Source organism: Pseudomonas imperatae (assembly GCF_057128625.1).
Genome location: NZ_JBSKHP010000013.1, coordinates 95210 through 112789, shown reverse-complemented (window position 1 = coordinate 112789; position 17580 = coordinate 95210). Strand labels below are relative to the sequence as shown.

Here is a 17580-nt window from a genome sequence, read left to right as displayed (position 1 = left end):
CCCATGAACACTCCAACCCCCGAGGGCGACGACGCCATCCAGGCGATGCGTGACGGCTGGCTGCCGATTCGCGAAGTGGCGCGCCAGACCGGCGTCAACCCGGTCACCCTGCGCGCCTGGGAGCGGCGCTACGGCCTGATCGTGCCGCACCGCACCGCCAAGGGCCACCGCCTGTACGGCGCCGAGCACGTGCAGCGCATCCAGCAGATCCTCACCTGGCTGGGCCGCGGCGTGGCCGTGGGCCAGGTCATGGCCCTGCTCGACAACGGCCAGGCGGCCACGCCCCAGGCCCATGACGGCGGCGACTGGCTGCCGCTGCGCGCCAGCCTGCTGCAGGCCATTGGCGAGCTGGCCGAGCGCCGCGTCGACGACACCTTCAACCAGGCCATGGCCCTGTACCCGCCGGTAACCCTGTGCGAGCACCTGCTGCTGCCCTTGCTGGAGGAACTGGAACAGCGCTGGCAAGGCCAGTTCGGCGCGCAGATGGAGCGGGTGTTCTTCCTGTCCTGGCTGCGCAGCAAGCTGGGCGCGCGCATCTACCACAACAACCGCCAGCTCAACGGCGCGCCGCTGCTGCTGGTGAACCAGTCCGACCTGCCCCTGGAGCCCCACCTGTGGCTGTGCGCCTGGCTGGCCAGCAGCGCCGATTGCCCGGTGGAAGTGTTCGACTGGCCGCTGCCGCCCGGCGAACTGGCCCTGGCCGCCGAACGCCTGGGCGCACGGGCGGTGCTGCTGTACTCGGCCAGGCCGCTGAACCTTGCGCAGCTGCCGCGGCTGCTGGCCGGGTTGGACGGAGAAACCCTGATAGTCGGACCAACGGTATGCATCCATCAGCACGACTGGCCCGTACATAACCTCGAGACCGGGCGCCTGCACCTGCTCGATACCCCGCTGGCAGCCCAGCAATGCCTGCAGCGCCTGGGGGTGCTCTGACATGACTACACACGGAAAACCCATGCAACTGATCTGGTTCCGCACTGACCTGCGCCTGCACGACAACACCGCCCTGGCCGCCGCCTGCGCCAAGGGCCCGACCCTGGCCGTGTGGCTGGTGAGCCCTGGCCAGTGGCAACAGCACGACGACGCCGCCTGCAAGGTCGACTTCTGGCTGCGCAACGTGCAACAGCTCAGCGAACAGCTGGCGCAAAAGCATATTCCCCTGCTGATCCGCACCATCGACACCTGGGGCCAGGCGCCCGAGGCCCTGCTGCAACTGTGCCAACAGCACCACGTCGAGCACGTGCACTGCAACGAGGAATACGGCGTCAACGAAAGCCGCCGCGACGCTGCCGTGGCCCAGGCGCTGGACGCCGCCGGCATCGGCTTCGACAGCCACCTTGACCAGTTGCTGTTCCAGCCCGGCAGCATCCTCACCAAGACCGGCAACTACTTCCAGGTGTTCAGCCAGTTCCGCAAGGTCTGCTACGAGCGCCTGCACCACGGCATTCCCGCCGTGGTCCGCGCCCCCAAGGCCCAGGCGCCCGTGCACATCGCCCGTGACAAGGTGCCCGCCGAAGTGCAGGGCTTCCCCCCCCCCAGCGCCGCGCTGCAAGCGCTGTGGCCGGCCGGCGAGGACGAGGCCAAGCACCGCCTGGACCAGTTCGTCGACGAGCCCATCGAGTACTACCAGCACGAGCGCGACATCCCCTCGCGGCCGGGCACCAGCCAGCTCTCGGCCTACCTGGCCGCCGGGGTGATCTCGCCGCGCCAGTGCCTGCACGCCGCGCTCAACCACAACCATGGCGAGTTCGACAGCGGCAACGTCGGCGCGGTGACCTGGATCAACGAGCTGCTGTGGCGCGAGTTCTACAAGCACATCCTGGTGGGCTACCCGCGGGTGTCCATGCACCGCGCCTTCCGCAGCGAGACCGAGGCCCTGGCCTGGCGCCATGCGCCCAAGGAACTGGAAGCCTGGCAGCGCGGCCGCACCGGTATCCCGATCATCGACGCGGCCATGCGCCAGTTGCTCGAAACCGGCTGGATGCACAACCGCCTGCGCATGGTGGTGGCGATGTTCCTGACCAAGAACCTGCTGATCGACTGGCGCGAAGGCGAGCGCTTCTTCATGCGCCACCTGATCGACGGCGACCTGGCCGCCAACAACGGCGGCTGGCAATGGAGCGCCTCCACCGGCACCGACGCGGCGCCCTACTTCCGCATCTTCAACCCCCACAGCCAGTCGGCACGTTTCGACGAGCACGGCGTGTTCCTCAAGGAATGGCTGCCGGAACTGGCCGACCTGGGCAGCAAGGAAATCCATAACCCCGCCGGCGCCGGCGGCTTGTTCGGCCCGGCGGATTACCCGCGCCCCATCGTCGACCTGGGCAAGAGCCGCGACCGCGCCCTCACCGCCTTCAAGAACCTGCCGCAGCGCCAGGTAAGCGGAGGCCATCATGGCTGACGTGCCCCGCCGCATCTGGCTGACCGGCGCCAGCAGCGGCCTGGGCGAGGCCATGGCCGAAGCCCTGCTGCTGGAAGGTGCGCAGGTAGCGGTCAGCGCCCGCTCCGAAGGGCCGTTGCGCCTGCTGGAACGGCGCTTTCCCGGCCAGGTGCTGGTGGTGCCCGGCGACCTCACCGACCACGACCAGGTCAAGGCCATCGGCGCCAGCATCGGGCAGGTCTGGGGCGCGCTGGACAGCGTGATCCTCAACGCCGGCACCTGCGAATACGTCGACGCCCAGCACTTCGACGCGCTGATTTTCGAGCGAGTGATCCGCACCAACCTGTTCGCCAGCAGCTACTGCATCGAGGCGGCCCTGCCGCTGCTGCGCAAGGGCGTGCGCCCGCACCTCACCGGCGTCGCCAGCGCGGTCACCTACCTGCCGCTGCCGCGCTCGGAGGCCTACGGCGCCTCCAAGGCGGGGCTGCGCTACCTGTTCGAATCCCTGCGGGTGGACCTGGCCCAGGAGCACATCGACGTCACCGTGGTCAGCCCCGGCTTCGTCGACACGCCGCTGACGCAGAAAAACGATTTCCCCATGCCGATGATGATCAGCGCCGAAGAGGCCGCCCGACACATCGTCGAGCGCCTGGACAAGCGGCCGCTGGAAATCGCCTTCCCGGCGCTGTTCATGACCGCCCTGTGGCCGCTGTCACGGCTGCCGGCGCGGCTCAAGCTGATCATCGGCAAGCGCATGGTGCGCCCGAACCCACTGGAAGGGGACAACTGATGAAAATCGCCGTGATCGGCAGCGGCATCGCCGGCCTGACCTGCGCCTACCTGCTCAGCCGTGAGCACCAGGTGGAGGTGTTCGAAGCCTCCTCGTGGATCGGCGGGCACACCCATACCCTGGACATCGAGCACCAGGGCCGGCACTACGCGATCGATACCGGCTTCATCGTTTTCAACGAGTGGACCTACCCCAACTTCATTGCCCTGCTGGACCAACTGGGCGTGCCCTTCAAGGCCACCGAGATGAGTTTCTCGGTCAGCGACCCGGGTAGCGGCCTGGAATACAACGGCAACAACCTCAACAGCCTGTTCGCCCAGCGCGGCAACCTGGTGTCCCCCGGCTTCTGGGGCATGCTCAAGGACATCCTGCGCTTCAACCGCGAAGCCGTGGCCGACCTTGCCAGCCACCGCATCACCGCACAGACCACCCTGGGCCAGTACCTGCGCACCAAGGGCTACGGCCAGCGTTTCATCAATCACTACATCGTGCCCATGGGCGCGGCCATCTGGTCCATGTCGCTGCAGGACATGCTGGGTTTTCCGCTGCAGTTCTTCGTGCGTTTTTTCAAGAACCACGGCCTGCTCTCGGTCACCCACCGGCCGCAGTGGTTCGTGGTGGAAGGTGGCTCCAGCCGCTACATCGCGCCGCTCACCGCAGGCTTCGCCGAGCATATTCACCTGGACTGCGCCATCAGCCGCGTGGAGCGTGACGCCGACGGCGCAACCCTGCACAGCCCGCGCGGCGCCGAGCGTTTCGACAAGGTGGTGTTCGCCTGCCACAGCGACCAGGCCCTGGCGCTGCTGGCCGCGCCCAGCGAGGCCGAGCAGCAGATTCTCGGCGCCCTGCCCTACGCCGACAACGACGTGGTGCTGCACACCGACACCCGCCTGCTGCCCACCCGCCCCCTGGCCTGGGCCAGCTGGAACTACCGCCTCGATGGCAGCGGCCAGGCCGCCGCCGTCACCTACGACATGAACATCCTGCAAGGCCTGCAAGGTCCCACCACCTTCTGCGTCAGCCTCAACCAGAGCGCCGCCATCGACCCGGCCCAGGTGCTGGCGCGCTACACCTACGCCCACCCGCAATACAGCCTGGCCGGCATGGCCGCGCAAGCGCGCTGGCAGGAACTGCATGGCGTGCAGCACACCTACTATTGCGGCGCCTACTGGGCCAACGGCTTCCACGAAGACGGGGTCACCAGCGCCCTGCGCGTGGCTCACGCGTTCGGGCAGGCGTTATGAACAGCGCCCTGTACAGCGGCTGGGTCAGCCACCGGCGGTTCGCCCCGCGCGGCCACCAGTTCCGCTACCGCATCGGCCTGCTGTACCTGGACCTGGCCGAGCAGGCCCAGGTGCTGGGGCTGTCGCCGCTGGCAGGGCACAGCCGCTGGGCGCCGTTCGCCTTTCGTGAAAGCGACTACCTGCGCGAACACACCGCCAGCGGCCTGCCCCTGGCCGATGCCGTGCGCCAGTGCGTGGCGCGGGCCCTGGGCTTCAGCCCCGACGGCGCGATTCGCCTGCTGACCCAGGCGCGCAGCTTCGGCCTGGCGTTCAACCCGGTCAGTTTCTTCTACTGCTTCAACGCCCAGGAGCAGCTGGTAGCCATCCTCTGCGAGGTTACCAACACCCCCTGGCGCGAGCGCTATCACTACGTGCTGCCGGCCGAGGGCGAAGGTTTCCAGCACTTCGCCGTGGCCAAGGCCTTCCACGTCTCGCCGTTCCTGCCCCGCGACCTGGAATACCGCATGAGCTTCAGCCCCCCGGCGCAGCGCCTGGGCGTGCACATGGCCGACTGGCAGGGCGAGACCAAGGTCTTCGACGCCACCTTGACCCTGCACCGCCACGCCATGAGCCGCGGCAACCTGCATCGCCAACTGCTGGCGTTTCCCTGGATGACCGCCAAGACCTGCCTGGCCATCTACTGGCAGGCCCTGCGCTTGGCGCTTAAACGCATTCCCATCGTCAACCACAGTCGCGCGCAGGGTTCATATCGCGCCGCCACCGCCCACGCAAAGGAACGACGCCATGAATAGTTTCGAGGCCAAGGCCACACCGTTCAGCACTTACGGCATGACCAGCGCTTTGCTGCGCCGTGGCGTGCTGCGGCAACTGAACTCGCTGCGCCACGGCCAGTTGCTGGTGGTGGAAGGCGACGAGCACCTGCGGTTCGGCAACCCTGCCTCGCCACTGGTGGGGGAAATTCACGTGCAGGACGCCTCGGCCTGGGGGCTGGTGGCCAGCGGCGGCTCCATCGGCGCCGGCGAAGCCTTTATCCACGGCTACTGGACCAGCCCGGACCTGACCGCGGTAATTCGCGTGTTCGTCAGCAACCTCGACGTGCTGGACGCCATGGAGGGCGGCCTGGCGCGCCTCAGCCGGCCGCTGGTGCGTGGCTTGCACTGGCTCAACCGCAACACCCGCAAGGGCTCGCAGAAGAACATCGCCGCCCACTACGACCTGGGCAATGACCTGTTCGAGCAATTCCTCGACCCGACCATGATGTATTCGGCCGCGCAGTTCACCCGCACCGACGACAGCCTGGAACAGGCGCAGCTGAACAAGCTGGAACGCATCTGCCAGAAACTGGCGCTGACCCCCGGCGACCACCTGCTGGAAATCGGCACCGGCTGGGGCAGCATGGCGCTGTACGCGGCCAGCCACTACGGCTGCCGGGTGACCACCACCACGCTGTCGAAAGAGCAGTACGACTACACCCGCCAGCGCATCGAGGCCCAGGGCCTGCAAGACCGCGTGACCCTGCTGCTGTCCGACTACCGCGACCTGACCGGCAGCTACGACAAGCTGGTGTCCATCGAGATGATCGAGGCCGTGGGCCACCGTTTCCTGCCCACCTACTTCCAGAAATGCGCGGCGCTGCTCAAGCCCGACGGGGTGATGCTGCTGCAGGCCATCACCATTCGCGAGCAGCGCTACGAGCAGGCGCGGCACAGCGTCGATTTCATCCAGCGCTACATCTTCCCCGGCGGCGCGCTGCCTTCCGTGCAGGCGATGCTGCAGATCGTCGGCCGCGACACCGACATGAACCTGCTGCACATGGAAGACTTCGGCCTGCACTACGCGCGCACCCTGCGCCTGTGGCACGACAACTTCCGCCGCGCCCACAACCGCCTGCGTGAACTGGGCTACGACGAGTATTTCCTGCGCCTGTGGGAGTTCTATCTGTGCTACTGCGAGGGTGGCTTCCTGGAGCGCACCATCGGCACCGCGCAACTGCTGCTGGCCAAGCCGGCGGCGCAACCGCAGCCGCTGCTCGGGCGCTTCGATGCTTGAGAAGCTGGCCAACGCCGTGCTGTTCCAGGCCGGCTGGCTGGCCTGCGTGCTGGGCGGCAACAGCGGTTGGTTGATCGTGGTGCTGGTGATTCTGGTCGGGCACTGGTGCTGGCACGGCGACGGGCGCCTGATGGTCGAGGCGTTCGTGCTGGGCGTGGCGCTGGACAGCGGCCTGATGTGGCTGGACGTCTACGACTTTCACCCCAATGGCCGGCTGTTGCCCATGTGGCTGGCCCTGCTGTGGCCGTTGCTGGCCACTACCTTGCGCCATTGCCTGGCCTGGACGGCGCGGCCCTGGTGGCTGGCGGCGGGGTTGGGCGCGGTGGCGGGGCCGCTGTCGTATTACGCTGGCGGACGGATGGCGGGAGTGGGGTTTCCGTATGGGCTGGTGCCGACGATGCTGGGGTTGGGGGTGCTGTGGGCGGCGGTGTTCGTTGGGCTGCAACACCGGGCTAACCGCTGACGCGGCCTGCGGCCGCTGCTACGCAAACCCGTAGCAGCGGCCGAAGGCGGCGTCAGCGACCGATCAGAACCCCAACGGCATCCGATAATTGATCGAATAGGCCTGGATACCGTCGTTCGGTTCCTTGATGCCGCCGTTGGAATAATGGATCGCGCGAATCGACACTTCCTGATTGCCCGCGAAGCGCAGGCCGAAGCCGATGCGGTCTTCGAAGTTGAAGGAAGTGCCCAGCTTGTTGTCATCGATCTGCAACTTCGAGAACACCGACACGCCAATACCGGCCTCGACAAACGGCTTCACCGCACCGCCATCGAATTCATAGCGAAACACCGGGGCGAACGACAGGGTGTTGTTCGACGGGCCACGGTTGGATGAAGTCCAGTAGGTGTAGCCGCCGTCCCAGTAGCCGGTCAGGCGCCCGGTGCTGGTCTGGAACCAGCTCTGGTCCCAATCCGACTGCAGCCCCAGGCGGTAGACCATCGAGCCCTCCCCCGTGGTCCCCACCGACACCGAACCATCCAGTGCGTGTGCTGCCATGCTCTGTCCCAGGGTAAACGCTGCAAGCGCAGCCAAGCCGAACAGTTTCTTCATCAGGAACATCCTATGTCTAATGCCGTTTTTTGGTTTTGTACGTCTTGAATGACGAAACTATAGAAATCCGGACATCGATGATGGTTCATCGCCACATTAGGAGTTTGTACGATTATTTATCGTACAAATCCACTAACAATGTCAGATTTTTCCCAAAGCATAGGCAGGATATTCTGGAAGTGCTGGGGATCACCGCTGGTCCAGAAGTGCGCGGGGGTGGCCGGGCCAGCCGCCAGCAGGCCGCGCTGGTCCAGCAGGCGCTGCAGTTGGCGGGCCACGGCGGCGCCGGTATCAATGAGGATAACGTTGCCGGGGATCATTTCCCGCAGCAGCGGCTTGAGGAAGGGATAGTGCGTGCAGCCCAGGATCAGCGTGTCGCAGCCAGCGGCCAGCAGCGGCGTCACGTAGTGCTGCAGCAAGGTGCGCAGGGCATCGCTGTGCAGCTGGCCGGTCTCGATCAGCTCCACCAGGCCCGGGCAGGGTTGGGTCACCACTTTCACGTCGTTGGCGAAGCGGTCCAGCAGCGCGGCGAACTTGGCGCTCTGCAGGGTGCCCGTGGTGGCCAGCACGCCCACCACGCCGCTGCGGGTGGCTGCGGCGGCAGGTTTCACCGCCGGTTCCATGCCCACGATGGGCCAGTCGGGGTAGCGCTCGCGCAGGTCCGCCACTGCCGCCACCGTAGCGGTGTTGCAGGCCAGCACCAGGGCCTTGGCGCCCTGCTCGCGGAAGAACTCGGCCACGGCCACGCAGCGCTCGCGAATGAACGCCGGGGACTTCTCGCCGTAGGGAATGTGGCCGCAGTCGGCCACGTACAGCAGGGATTCGTGGGGCAACAGGGCGCGGATTTCACCGAGCACCGACAGCCCGCCGACGCCGGAATCGAAGACCCCGACCGGCGCTTCAGCCACGGGCCGGGCCACAGACGCTGCACGCCGGGTCGCGCTTGACCCGCAGCTCGCGGAAGCGGCTGTTCAGGGCGTCCACCAACAGCAGGCGGCCCACCAGCGGGTCGCCGAAACCGGCCAGCAGTTTCAGGGCCTCCAGGGCTTGCAGGCTGCCCACCAGGCCCACCAGCGGGCCGACCACGCCAGCCTCGCTGCAGGTCAGTTCGGCCTCGCTGCCGTGGCCGTAAAGGCAGTGGTAGCAGGGGCTTTCCGGGCGGCGCGGGTCAAACACCGACAACTGCCCTTCGAGGCGGATGGCGGCGCCGCTGACCAGTGGCTTGCCGGCCGCCACGCACGCGGCGTTGACCGCCTCGCGGGTGCCGAAGTTGTCGGAGCAGTCCAGCACCAGGTCCACCGCCGCCACGGCGGCGGCCAACGAGTCTTCATCCAGCGCCGCGCGGTGGGCCACCAGCTTGACCTTGGGGTTGATCGCCTCCAGGCGCTGCAGGGCCGAATCGACCTTGCTCATGCCCACGGTGGAGGTGTCATGCAACACCTGGCGCTGCAGGTTGGTGAGGTCCACGGTGTCGAAGTCCGCCAGGTGCAGCTCACCCACCCCGGCGGCCGCCAGGTACAGGGCCACGGGCGAGCCGAGGCCACCCAGGCCGACGATCAGCGCGCGGCTGGCCTTGAGCTTCAACTGGCCGTCGATGTCCACTTGGGACAGCAGCACCTGGCGGCTGTAGCGCAGCAGTTCCTCGTCGCTCAGCATGCCAGGCGCCCGAGGGTGATGCGTTCGTGGCCGCCGAGGTCTTCGCGGCTCTCGATCTGTTCGAAATCATGCTTGGCCAGCAGCTCGCGCACCGCGGCAGCCTGGTCGTAGCCGTGTTCCAGCAGCAGCCAGCCACCGGCCTCCAGGTGGGCAGGCGCCTGGGCGATGATGGTACGCAGGTCGTCGAGGCCATCGTCGCCGGCCACCAGCGCGCTGGCCGGCTCGAAACGCACGTCGCCCGCCACCAGGTGCGGGTCGGCGGCGCGGATGTACGGCGGGTTGCTGATGATCATCTGGAAACGCTCGCCCTGCAGGGCGCCGTACCAGTGGCTTTCCAGCACCCGCACGTTGCCCAGGCGCAGGCGCTCGCGGTTGCGCTCGGCCAGGGCCACGGCCTCGGCCACGCGGTCCACCGCGGTCACCTGCCAGCCACCGCGCTCGCTGGCCAGGGCCAGGGCGATGGCGCCGGTGCCGGTGCCCAGGTCGAGCACCTTGGCCGGCGTGGCCGGCAGCAGTTCCAGGGCCGTTTCCACCAGCAGCTCGGTGTCGGGCCGCGGGATCAGCGTGTGCGGCGCCACTTCCAGGTCCAGCTTCCAGAAGCCCTGCTGGCCCAGGATGTAGGCCACCGGCTCGCCCTGGCGGCGCCGTTGCAGGTAGCTGTCGAAGGTGGCCGCCGCCTCGGTGGTGACGATGCGCTCCGGCCAGGTGTGCAGGTAGCTGCGGTTCTTGCCCAGGGCTGCCGCCAGCAGCAATTCGATGTCCAGGCGCGCCGTCGGGGACTCGGGCAGTTCGGCGCTTCTGAGCAGACTGGCAATGATCGTCATTTACTCACCCAATGCCGCAAGTTGATCCGCCTGGTATTCGGCCAGCAGCGGTTCGATGACCGCGTCGACACCACCGGCCATGATTTCGTCCAGGGAATACAGGGTCAGGTTGACACGGTGGTCGGTCACCCGGCCCTGCGGGAAGTTGTAGGTACGGATGCGCTCGGAACGGTCGCCGGAGCCCACCAGCAGCTTGCGCTCGCTGGCGATGGCGTTGGCCGCGGCGCTGGTCTGCATGTCGTTGAGCTTGGCCGACAGCCAGGCCATGGCGCGCGCACGGTTCTTGTGCTGCGAGCGCTCTTCCTGGCATTCCACCACCGTGCCGGTGGGCAAGTGGGTGATGCGGATGGCCGAGTCGGTGGTGTTGACGTGCTGGCCGCCGGCGCCCGAGGAGCGGAAGGTGTCGACGCGCAGGTCGGCCGGGTTGATCTCGATGGCCACGCGCTCATCGGGTTCGGCCAGCACGGCCACGGTGCAGGCCGAGGTGTGGATACGGCCCTGGGACTCGGTTTCCGGCACACGCTGCACGCGATGGGCGCCGGACTCGAACTTCAGCTTGCCGTAGACGTTCTCGCCCTCGACCCGGGCGATCACCTCTTTATAGCCGCCGTGCTCACCCTCGTTCTCCGAGAGGATCTCGACCCGCCAGCCACGCTTCTCGGCGTAGCGCGAATACATGCGGAACAGGTCGCCGGAGAAGATCGCCGCCTCGTCGCCACCGGTGCCGGCGCGGATCTCGAGGAACACGTTGCGGCTGTCGTTGGGGTCCTTGGGCAGCAGCATGCGCTGCAGGTCGCCTTCCAGCACCTGCAGTTGCTCCTTGGCTTCGCGCACTTCCTCGACGGCCATCTCGCGCATGTCGGGGTCACTGTCCTTGAGCAGCGCCTGGGCGCCTTCCAGGTCGTCCTGCACCTTGCACCACGCCTGGTAGCCGGCCACGATCGGCTCCAGCTCCGCGTATTCACGGGAGAAGGCGCGGAAACGGGCCTGATCGGAAATGATCTCGGCGTCGCCCAACAGGGCGGTCAGTTCCTCGAAACGATCCTGGATCGTGTCCAGTTTATTGAGCAGTGACGCTTTCATTGCGGGGGTTTATCCGTGGGGCCCTCGTTGAGGGCAAAGAGTTCCTGGGCCATGGCCAGCGCATCGAGGCGGCCTTCGGCAGACAGCTTTTTAAGCTGCACGCTCGGCGCATGCAGCAATTTGTTGGTCAGCCCGCGGGCCAGTTGCACCAGCACTTCCTCGGCGCTGCTGCCATTGGCCAGCAACCGCTGGGCCTTTTGCAATTCTTCGTCGCGCAGGCGCTCGCTTTGCTGGCGGTACGCCTTGAGCACGTCCACCGCCGCCAGCTCGCGCAGGCGCGCCATGAAATCGTCGACGCCACCGCTGACCAGTTGCTCGGCGGCCTGGGCAGCGCCCTGGCGGCTTTTGAGGTTCTCGGCCACCACGTCGTGGAGGTCGTCGACGCTGTACAGGTAAACGTCGTCCAACTCGCCGACTTCTGGCTCGATATCGCGCGGTACGGCGATGTCGACCATGAAGATCGGCTTGTGCTTGCGCAGCTTCAGCGCGCTTTCCACCGCGCCCTTGCCCAGGATCGGCAACTGGCTGGCAGTGGAGCTGATGACGATGTCGCTGTTGACCAGTTCCTGCGGGATGTCGGACAGCAACACCGCGTGGGCACCGAACTGCGCGGCCAGAGTGCTGGCACGCTCCAGGGTCCGGTTGGCCACCACGATGCGCTTCACGCCCTGCTCGTGCAGGTGCCGCGCGACCAGGGTAATGGTCTCGCCGGCGCCGATCAGCAGCGCCTGGCTGCGCTGCAAATCGCTGAATATCTGCTTGGCCAGGCTTACTGCGGCGAACGCCACCGACACCGGGTTCTCGCCGATGGCGGTGTCGGTGCGCACCTGCTTGGCGGCACTGAACGTGGCCTGGAACAACCGGCCCAGCAGCGGGCCAATGGTACCTGCCTCGCGGGCCACGGCATAGGCGGACTTCATCTGCCCGAGGATCTGCGGTTCGCCCAGCACCAGCGAGTCGAGGCCCGAGGCCACGCGCATCATGTGGCGCACGGCCGCGTCGTCCTCGTGCACGTAGGCACTGGCACGCAATTCGTCGTAGCTGAGCTTGTGATAGTCGGCCAGCCAGCGCAGCACAGTCTCTGCGGCCAGGTGGTCCTGTTCTATATAAAGCTCGCTACGGTTGCAGGTAGAGAGGATCGCAGCTTCGCGGCTGTCGGTCAGGCGGCAGAGCTGCTGCAAGGCTTCGACCAGCTGCTCGGGGGTGAAAGCCACGCGTTCACGCACATCCACCGAGGCAGTCTTATGGTTGATACCGAGGGCAAGGAAGGCCATTCAAGGTCGCTGATGATGTCGATAAGCCGACAATTGTCCTACTTAGTCCGCCCCAGAACAACTACCGCAGTCTATTGTCCTAATAGTCTGCCCCCGCAGGTGCCATCGCTTATGGGTTTGCCCACAGGCTTGTGTCATGATGATCCGACCGCAGGTAAGTCGCCAAAACTCCCTATGAATAGATCCTCCGCGTTGTTCCTTGCTTTTGTCTTGCTCAATGGTTGCCAGGCCTGGCACCCCGGCAAGCCACAAGACGCCGCTGCCGTCCAGGACAGCACTCCAAAGCCTGCCGAGAAACCGGTGGTGTATGGCTCGTTCACTGAAGACACGGTCTTCAGCCTGTTGACGGCGGAGCTGGCCGGCCAGCGCAACCGCTTCGACATCGCCCTGGACAACTACGTGGATCAGGCGCGCAAGACCGGTGACCCCGGCGTTTCCGAACGCGCGTACCGCATCGCCGAGTACGTGGGCGCCGACCAGGCCGCCCTGGACACGGCGCTGATGTGGGCGAAAAACGCCCCTGCCGATCTGGACGCCCAACGCACCGCGGCCATCCAACTGGCGCGCAATGGCCGTTACGACGAGTCCATGGTGTACATGGAAAAAGTCCTGCAGGGCCAGGGCGACACCCATTTCGATTTCCTCGCGCTGTCGGCCGCCGACACCGACCAGGACACCCGCAATGGCCTGTTGCAAAGTTTCGACCGGCTGCTGGTGAAGTACCCACGCAACAGCCAGTTGCTGTTCGGCAAGGCCTTGCTGCTGCAACAGGACGGCGACAACCAGGGTGCGCTGACGCTGCTGGAGAAGAACCCGCCGCAGGACGGCGAAATCGCCCCTATCCTGCTGCACGCACGCCTGCTGCAACTGCTGGACCGCGGCAAGGAAGCGGTGCCGCTGCTGGAAAAAAGCCTGCGCAAATACCCTGACGACAAGCGCCTGCGCCTGACCTACGCGCGCATGCTGGTGGAACAGAACCGCATGGCCGACGCCAAGGTGCAGTTCGCCAGCCTGGTGCAGCAGTACCCCGAGGACGACGAGCTGCGCTACTCCCTGGCGCTGGTGTGCCTGGAAGCCAAGGCCTGGGACGAGGCCGCCGACTACCTGCACGAGCTGGTGGACCGCGGCGCCCACGTCGACTCCGCGCACCTGAACCTGGGCCGCATCGCCGAGGAAAAAGGCGACCCGCAGGGCGCCCTCGAGGAATACGCCCAGGTCGGTGGCGGCAACGACTACCTGCCCGCCCAGCTGCGCCAGGCCGACATCCTGATGGCCAGCGGCCGCGTCGACGAGGCGCGCAAACGCCTGGCCGCCGCCCGCGAAGCCCAACCCGACTACGCCATCCAGCTGTACCTGGTGGAGGCCGAGACCCTGGCCAACAACAACCAGCAGGACGCCGCCTGGCAATTGCTGGCCAAGGCACTGACGCTCTACCCCGACGACCTGAACCTGCTGTACACCCGCGCCATGCTCGCGGAAAAGCGCAACGACCTGCAGCAGATGGAGGCCGACCTGCGCGCCATCATCAAGCGCGAGCCGAACAACGCCATGGCCCTCAACGCCCTGGGCTACACCCTGTCGGACCGCACCACGCGCTACGCCGAGGCCAAGCAGCTGATCGAGCGCGCCCACAGCATCAACCCCGACGACCCCGCCGTGCTCGACAGCCTGGGCTGGGTCAACTACCGCCTGGGCAACCTCAACGAAGCCGAGCGCCTGCTGCGCCAGGCCCTGGCCGCCTTCCCCGACCAGGAAGTGGCCGCCCACCTGGGCGAAGTGCTGTGGGCCAACGGCAAGCAGCGCGAAGCCCGCGAAGTCTGGGCCAAGTACCTGAAAGAACCCGCCGAGAGCCCTACCCTGCGCGCCACCGTGCTGCGCCTGACCGGATCCGAGACTCTATAACCTTATGTTTTTGCGCCACGTCATCACCTTCAGCCTGATCGCCCTGCTCGCCGGCTGTGCCGGTTTCGGTTCCCGCGAGGCCCTGCAGGGCCAGGGCAACCCGCAACAATGGAGCGCCCACAAGGCGCAACTGACCCAGCTGGACGGCTGGCAGATCGACGGCAAGGTCGGTATCCGCGCGCCCAAGGACTCGGGCAGCGGCACCCTGTTCTGGCTGCAACGCCAGGACTACTACGACATTCGCCTGTCCGGCCCGCTGGGCCGCGGTGCCGCGCGCCTGACCGGGCGCCCGGGCCAGGTTGTGCTGGAAGTCGCCAACCAGGGCCGCTATGAAGCAGCCACCCCCGAGCAACTGCTGGGCGAACAGCTGGGCTGGAACCTGCCGGTGTCGCACCTGGTGTGGTGGGTGCGCGGCCTGCCCGCCCCGGACACCAAGAGCAAGCTGACCCTGGACGGCGACAGCCGCCTGGCCAGCCTGGAACAGGACGGCTGGAGCGTCGAATACCTCAGCTACACCGAACAGAACGGCTACGCCCTGCCCGAGCGCATCAAGCTGCACGGCCAGGACCTGGACGTGACCCTGGTGGTCAAGTCCTGGCAGCCACGGCAGCTGGGGCACTGACATGACCCAGCCACGCCTGACCCTGCCCGCCCCGGCCAAGCTCAACCTGATGTTGCACATCCTGGGCCGCCGCGCCGACGGCTACCACGAGCTGCAGACCCTGTTCCAATTCCTCGACCACGGCGACGAACTGCAATTCGCCGTGCGCCAGGACGGCGAGATCCGCCTGCACACCGACATCGAGGGCGTGCCCCACGACAGCAACCTCATCGTGAAAGCCGCGCGCAAGCTGCAGGCGCTGACCGGCACCACGCTGGGCGCCGACATCTGGCTGCATAAAGTGCTGCCCATGGGTGGCGGCATCGGCGGCGGCAGTTCCGACGCCGCCACCACCCTGCTGGGGCTGGACCATTTGTGGAACACCGGCGCCGGCATCGACCGCCTGGCCGAGCTGGGCCTTTCCCTGGGCGCCGACGTACCGGTTTTCGTCCGCGGGCACGCGGCGTTCGCCGAGGGCGTGGGCGAAATCCTTACCCCGGCCGAGCCCGAAGAACCCTGGTACCTGGTGCTCGTCCCGCAAGTCTCTGTTAGTACAGCAGAAATTTTTTCAGATCCGTTGTTGACACGCGATTCACTTCCCATTAAAGTGCGCCCCGTTCCCAAGGGAAACAGCAGAAATGACTGCGAAGCGGTAGTCACAAGACGTTATCCAGAAGTACTTAACGCCTTGAATTCACTGAAGAAATTTGGTGATGGACGACTCACCGGAACTGGAAGTTGTGTGTTTGGGGCCTTCCCAAGCAAAGCGGAAGCTGATAGAGTTTCGCACCTTCTTGCAGATACCCTTACAGGGTTTGTAGCCAAAGGCAGCAACATCTCAATGTTGCACCGCAAACTACAGAGTCTGTCACAGGAAACGAGTGCTGGGCACTCGTAGCAACAGATACAGGGGCGTCGCCAAGCGGTAAGGCAGCAGGTTTTGATCCTGCCATGCGTTGGTTCGAATCCAGCCGCCCCTGCCATTTTCCTTATACTCATCCAGGTATACCCTCAGCCGGCAGGTACTGCGCGTGTCCAAGATGATGGTCTTTACGGGGAACGCTAACCCCGATCTGGCTCGGCGTGTAGTACGTCAGCTGCATATCCCACTGGGTGATGTCTCTGTCGGTAAGTTCTCCGACGGCGAAATCAGCACTGAGATTAATGAAAACGTCCGCGGTAAGGACGTCTTTATCATTCAGCCGACTTGCGCTCCGACGAACGATAACCTGATGGAACTGGTTGTGATGGCCGATGCCTTCCGCCGCTCCTCAGCGTCCCGAATCACTGCGGTGATTCCTTACTTTGGTTATGCCCGCCAGGATCGCCGTCCGCGTTCCGCACGTGTTGCCATCAGCGCGAAAGTCGTCGCTGACATGCTCACCGTGGTGGGGATCGACCGTGTTCTCACGGTGGATCTGCATGCTGACCAAATCCAGGGTTTCTTCGATATTCCGGTAGATAACATCTACGGCTCCCCAGTATTGGTGGATGACATCGAGGATCAACGCTTCGAGAACCTGATGATCGTGTCCCCGGACATCGGCGGCGTCGTGCGTGCACGTGCTGTTGCCAAGTCCCTGGGCGTTGATCTGGGTATCATCGACAAGCGCCGTGAGAAAGCCAATCACTCCGAAGTGATGCATATCATCGGCGACGTCGAAGGGCGTACCTGTATTCTGGTCGATGACATGGTCGACACCGCCGGCACCCTGTGCCACGCGGCGAAAGCCCTGAAAGAGCATGGCGCTGCCAAGGTCTTTGCCTACTGCACACACCCTGTGCTGTCGGGCCGGGCGATCGAGAACATTGAAAATTCCGTGCTGGACGAGCTGGTGGTCACTAACACCATCCCGCTGTCCGCTGCAGCACAAGCCTGTGTACGTATCCGTCAACTGGATATCGCACCGGTAGTTGCCGAGGCGGTCCGCCGCATCAGCAATGAAGAATCGATCAGCGCGATGTTCCGCTAAGGGCCCTGCCCTGCGAACACCTCGTTGACGAAAAGCGCCCCGCCCCAACACTTCCGTTGGGGCGGGGCTTTTTTGCCCATCCCGGTTTGACGCTGGTCGCAAACGTTACCCGGGCATGGCTATTTTGGAGATGTAAAATGACTGATTTCATCCTGAACGCCCAAGCGCGTACCGACCTGGGGAAAGGTGCGAGCCGCCGCCTGCGTCGTCTCGCCGCCCAAGTCCCAGCCGTAATCTACGGTGGCGACAAAGAAGCTGAATCCGTAAGCATCCTGGCTAAAGAAATCGCCAAGCTGTTCGAAAACGAAGCTGCTTTCAGCCACGTTATCGAACTGAACGTTGACGGCACCAAGCAAAACGTCGTGGTCAAGGCCATGCAGCGTCACCCAGCCAAGCAGTTCATCATGCACGCTGACTTCGTCCGCGTTGTTGCTGGCCAGAAACTGACCGCTATCGTTCCTGTGCACTTCGTCAACGAAGAAGCTCCAGTGAAGAAAGGCGGCGAGATCTCCCACGTTGTCAACGAGATCGAAGTTTCCTGCGAAGCCAAGGACCTGCCTGAGTTCATCGAAGTCGACCTGGCCAACGCCGAAATCGGTTCGATCGTTCACCTGTCCGACCTCAAGGCCCCTAAAGGCGTTGAGTTCGTAGCCCTGGCTCACGGCAACGACCTGGCTGTTGCCAACGTCCACGCTCCACGTGTAGCTCCAGAAGCTGAAGGCGCTGCAGAGTAATTTTACTCGGCACGCC

At 65.4% G+C, this 17580-nt stretch carries 18 protein-coding genes and 1 tRNA gene; 13 read left to right on the top strand and 6 right to left on the bottom strand.

Annotated elements, in window-relative coordinates:
• Nucleotides 1–3 precede the first annotated feature (3 nt).
• From ACWKWX_RS17730 to ACWKWX_RS17700, 7 genes are read left to right on the top strand one after another with little or no spacing between them, the layout of a single operon-like run.
• Complete coding sequence (locus ACWKWX_RS17730) at nt 4–933, top strand: MerR family transcriptional regulator (protein WP_416422525.1); 930 nt, start codon at nt 4–6, stop codon at nt 931–933.
• A gap of 22 nt (nt 934–955) precedes the next feature.
• Nucleotides 956–2401: a deoxyribodipyrimidine photo-lyase gene (phrB, locus tag ACWKWX_RS17725; protein ID WP_483828478.1), complete on the top strand. Its 1446-nt coding sequence runs from the start codon at nt 956–958 to the stop codon at nt 2399–2401.
• Complete coding sequence (locus ACWKWX_RS17720; protein WP_483828477.1) at nt 2394–3170, top strand: SDR family NAD(P)-dependent oxidoreductase; 777 nt, start codon at nt 2394–2396, stop codon at nt 3168–3170. The genes phrB and ACWKWX_RS17720 overlap by 8 nt, the downstream gene beginning before the upstream one ends.
• On the top strand, nt 3170–4414 hold the full coding sequence (locus tag ACWKWX_RS17715) for an NAD(P)/FAD-dependent oxidoreductase (protein ID WP_483828476.1): 1245 nt from the start codon (nt 3170–3172) through the stop codon (nt 4412–4414). Before ACWKWX_RS17720 ends, ACWKWX_RS17715 begins: the two co-directional genes overlap by 1 nt.
• The gene (locus tag ACWKWX_RS17710; protein ID WP_483828475.1) at nt 4411–5205 is read left to right on the top strand and encodes a DUF1365 domain-containing protein; all 795 of its coding nucleotides are present in this window, start codon (nt 4411–4413) and stop codon (nt 5203–5205) included. Before ACWKWX_RS17715 ends, ACWKWX_RS17710 begins: the two co-directional genes overlap by 4 nt.
• Nucleotides 5198–6463 (top strand): class I SAM-dependent methyltransferase, encoded by a 1266-nt coding sequence (locus ACWKWX_RS17705; RefSeq protein ID WP_416422520.1) that lies wholly within the window; start codon nt 5198–5200, stop codon nt 6461–6463. The genes ACWKWX_RS17710 and ACWKWX_RS17705 overlap by 8 nt, the downstream gene beginning before the upstream one ends.
• Nucleotides 6456–6926 carry a DUF2878 domain-containing protein gene (locus tag ACWKWX_RS17700; RefSeq protein ID WP_473005406.1) on the top strand — a complete coding sequence of 157 codons (471 nt, stop codon included), beginning with the start codon at nt 6456–6458 and terminating at the stop codon, nt 6924–6926. Before ACWKWX_RS17705 ends, ACWKWX_RS17700 begins: the two co-directional genes overlap by 8 nt.
• Nucleotides 6927–6989: 63 nt before the next feature.
• Here ACWKWX_RS17700 and ACWKWX_RS17695 read toward each other — a convergent pair whose 3' ends face one another.
• From ACWKWX_RS17695 to hemA, 6 genes are all read right to left on the bottom strand, one after another.
• Nucleotides 6990–7517: an acyloxyacyl hydrolase gene (locus ACWKWX_RS17695; RefSeq protein WP_416422518.1), complete on the bottom strand. Its 528-nt coding sequence runs from the start codon at nt 7515–7517 to the stop codon at nt 6990–6992.
• Nucleotides 7518–7633: 116 nt separating this feature from the next.
• Nucleotides 7634–8425, bottom strand: a complete 792-nt coding sequence (gene murI / locus ACWKWX_RS17690; protein ID WP_416422517.1) for a glutamate racemase — start codon at nt 8423–8425, stop codon at nt 7634–7636.
• Nucleotides 8418–9173 (bottom strand): molybdopterin-synthase adenylyltransferase MoeB, encoded by a 756-nt coding sequence (locus tag ACWKWX_RS17685; protein ID WP_483828474.1) that lies wholly within the window; start codon nt 9171–9173, stop codon nt 8418–8420. The genes murI and ACWKWX_RS17685 overlap by 8 nt, the downstream gene beginning before the upstream one ends.
• Nucleotides 9167–9997, bottom strand: coding sequence for a peptide chain release factor N(5)-glutamine methyltransferase (prmC, locus tag ACWKWX_RS17680; protein ID WP_476295120.1), 831 nt, complete (start codon nt 9995–9997; stop codon nt 9167–9169). The genes ACWKWX_RS17685 and prmC overlap by 7 nt, the downstream gene beginning before the upstream one ends.
• The gene (gene prfA / locus ACWKWX_RS17675) at nt 9998–11080 is read right to left on the bottom strand and encodes a peptide chain release factor 1 (RefSeq protein ID WP_416422514.1); all 1083 of its coding nucleotides are present in this window, start codon (nt 11078–11080) and stop codon (nt 9998–10000) included. It lies immediately after the preceding gene.
• Nucleotides 11077–12354, bottom strand: a complete 1278-nt coding sequence (gene hemA / locus ACWKWX_RS17670; protein ID WP_416422513.1) for a glutamyl-tRNA reductase — start codon at nt 12352–12354, stop codon at nt 11077–11079. The genes prfA and hemA overlap by 4 nt, the downstream gene beginning before the upstream one ends.
• Before the next feature lie 174 nt (nt 12355–12528).
• Here hemA and ACWKWX_RS17665 point away from each other — a divergent pair, with 174 nt between their 5' ends.
• From ACWKWX_RS17665 to ACWKWX_RS17640, 6 genes are all read left to right on the top strand, one after another.
• A complete protein-coding gene (locus ACWKWX_RS17665) occupies nt 12529–14256 on the top strand; it encodes a tetratricopeptide repeat protein (protein ID WP_416422512.1) in 1728 nt (575 codons plus the stop codon).
• A 4-nt stretch (nt 14257–14260) separates the two neighbouring features.
• On the top strand, nt 14261–14878 hold the full coding sequence (gene lolB, locus ACWKWX_RS17660) for a lipoprotein insertase outer membrane protein LolB (RefSeq protein WP_416422511.1): 618 nt from the start codon (nt 14261–14263) through the stop codon (nt 14876–14878).
• Nucleotide 14879: 1 nt separating this feature from the next.
• Entirely contained in the window at nt 14880–15755 is an 876-nt protein-coding gene (gene ispE / locus ACWKWX_RS17655; protein ID WP_473005402.1) for a 4-(cytidine 5'-diphospho)-2-C-methyl-D-erythritol kinase, read from the top strand.
• 10 nt (nt 15756–15765) lie between these two features.
• Nucleotides 15766–15840: transfer RNA gene (locus ACWKWX_RS17650), tRNA-Gln, on the top strand.
• Nucleotides 15841–15888: 48 nt separating this feature from the next.
• On the top strand, nt 15889–16830 hold the full coding sequence (locus tag ACWKWX_RS17645) for a ribose-phosphate pyrophosphokinase (protein WP_008373254.1): 942 nt from the start codon (nt 15889–15891) through the stop codon (nt 16828–16830).
• 137 nt (nt 16831–16967) lie between these two features.
• The gene (locus tag ACWKWX_RS17640) at nt 16968–17564 is read left to right on the top strand and encodes a 50S ribosomal protein L25/general stress protein Ctc (RefSeq protein WP_416422508.1); all 597 of its coding nucleotides are present in this window, start codon (nt 16968–16970) and stop codon (nt 17562–17564) included.
• Nucleotides 17565–17580: the final 16 nt, after the last annotated feature.

Coding starts and splice junctions, on each gene's coding strand:
- ACWKWX_RS17730 (WP_416422525.1), top strand. CDS start 4: ATGAACACTCCAACCCCCGAGGGCGACGACGCCATCCAGGCGATGCGT.
- phrB (WP_483828478.1), top strand. CDS start 956: ATGCAACTGATCTGGTTCCGCACTGACCTGCGCCTGCACGACAACACC.
- ACWKWX_RS17720 (WP_483828477.1), top strand. CDS start 2,394: ATGGCTGACGTGCCCCGCCGCATCTGGCTGACCGGCGCCAGCAGCGGC.
- ACWKWX_RS17715 (WP_483828476.1), top strand. CDS start 3,170: ATGAAAATCGCCGTGATCGGCAGCGGCATCGCCGGCCTGACCTGCGCC.
- ACWKWX_RS17710 (WP_483828475.1), top strand. CDS start 4,411: ATGAACAGCGCCCTGTACAGCGGCTGGGTCAGCCACCGGCGGTTCGCC.
- ACWKWX_RS17705 (WP_416422520.1), top strand. CDS start 5,198: ATGAATAGTTTCGAGGCCAAGGCCACACCGTTCAGCACTTACGGCATG.
- ACWKWX_RS17700 (WP_473005406.1), top strand. CDS start 6,456: ATGCTTGAGAAGCTGGCCAACGCCGTGCTGTTCCAGGCCGGCTGGCTG.
- ACWKWX_RS17695 (WP_416422518.1), bottom strand. CDS start 7,517: ATGAAGAAACTGTTCGGCTTGGCTGCGCTTGCAGCGTTTACCCTGGGA.
- ACWKWX_RS17685 (WP_483828474.1), bottom strand. CDS start 9,173: ATGCTGAGCGACGAGGAACTGCTGCGCTACAGCCGCCAGGTGCTGCTG.
- prmC (WP_476295120.1), bottom strand. CDS start 9,997: ATGACGATCATTGCCAGTCTGCTCAGAAGCGCCGAACTGCCCGAGTCC.
- prfA (WP_416422514.1), bottom strand. CDS start 11,080: ATGAAAGCGTCACTGCTCAATAAACTGGACACGATCCAGGATCGTTTC.
- hemA (WP_416422513.1), bottom strand. CDS start 12,354: ATGGCCTTCCTTGCCCTCGGTATCAACCATAAGACTGCCTCGGTGGAT.
- ACWKWX_RS17665 (WP_416422512.1), top strand. CDS start 12,529: ATGAATAGATCCTCCGCGTTGTTCCTTGCTTTTGTCTTGCTCAATGGT.
- lolB (WP_416422511.1), top strand. CDS start 14,261: ATGTTTTTGCGCCACGTCATCACCTTCAGCCTGATCGCCCTGCTCGCC.
- ispE (WP_473005402.1), top strand. CDS start 14,880: ATGACCCAGCCACGCCTGACCCTGCCCGCCCCGGCCAAGCTCAACCTG.
- ACWKWX_RS17640 (WP_416422508.1), top strand. CDS start 16,968: ATGACTGATTTCATCCTGAACGCCCAAGCGCGTACCGACCTGGGGAAA.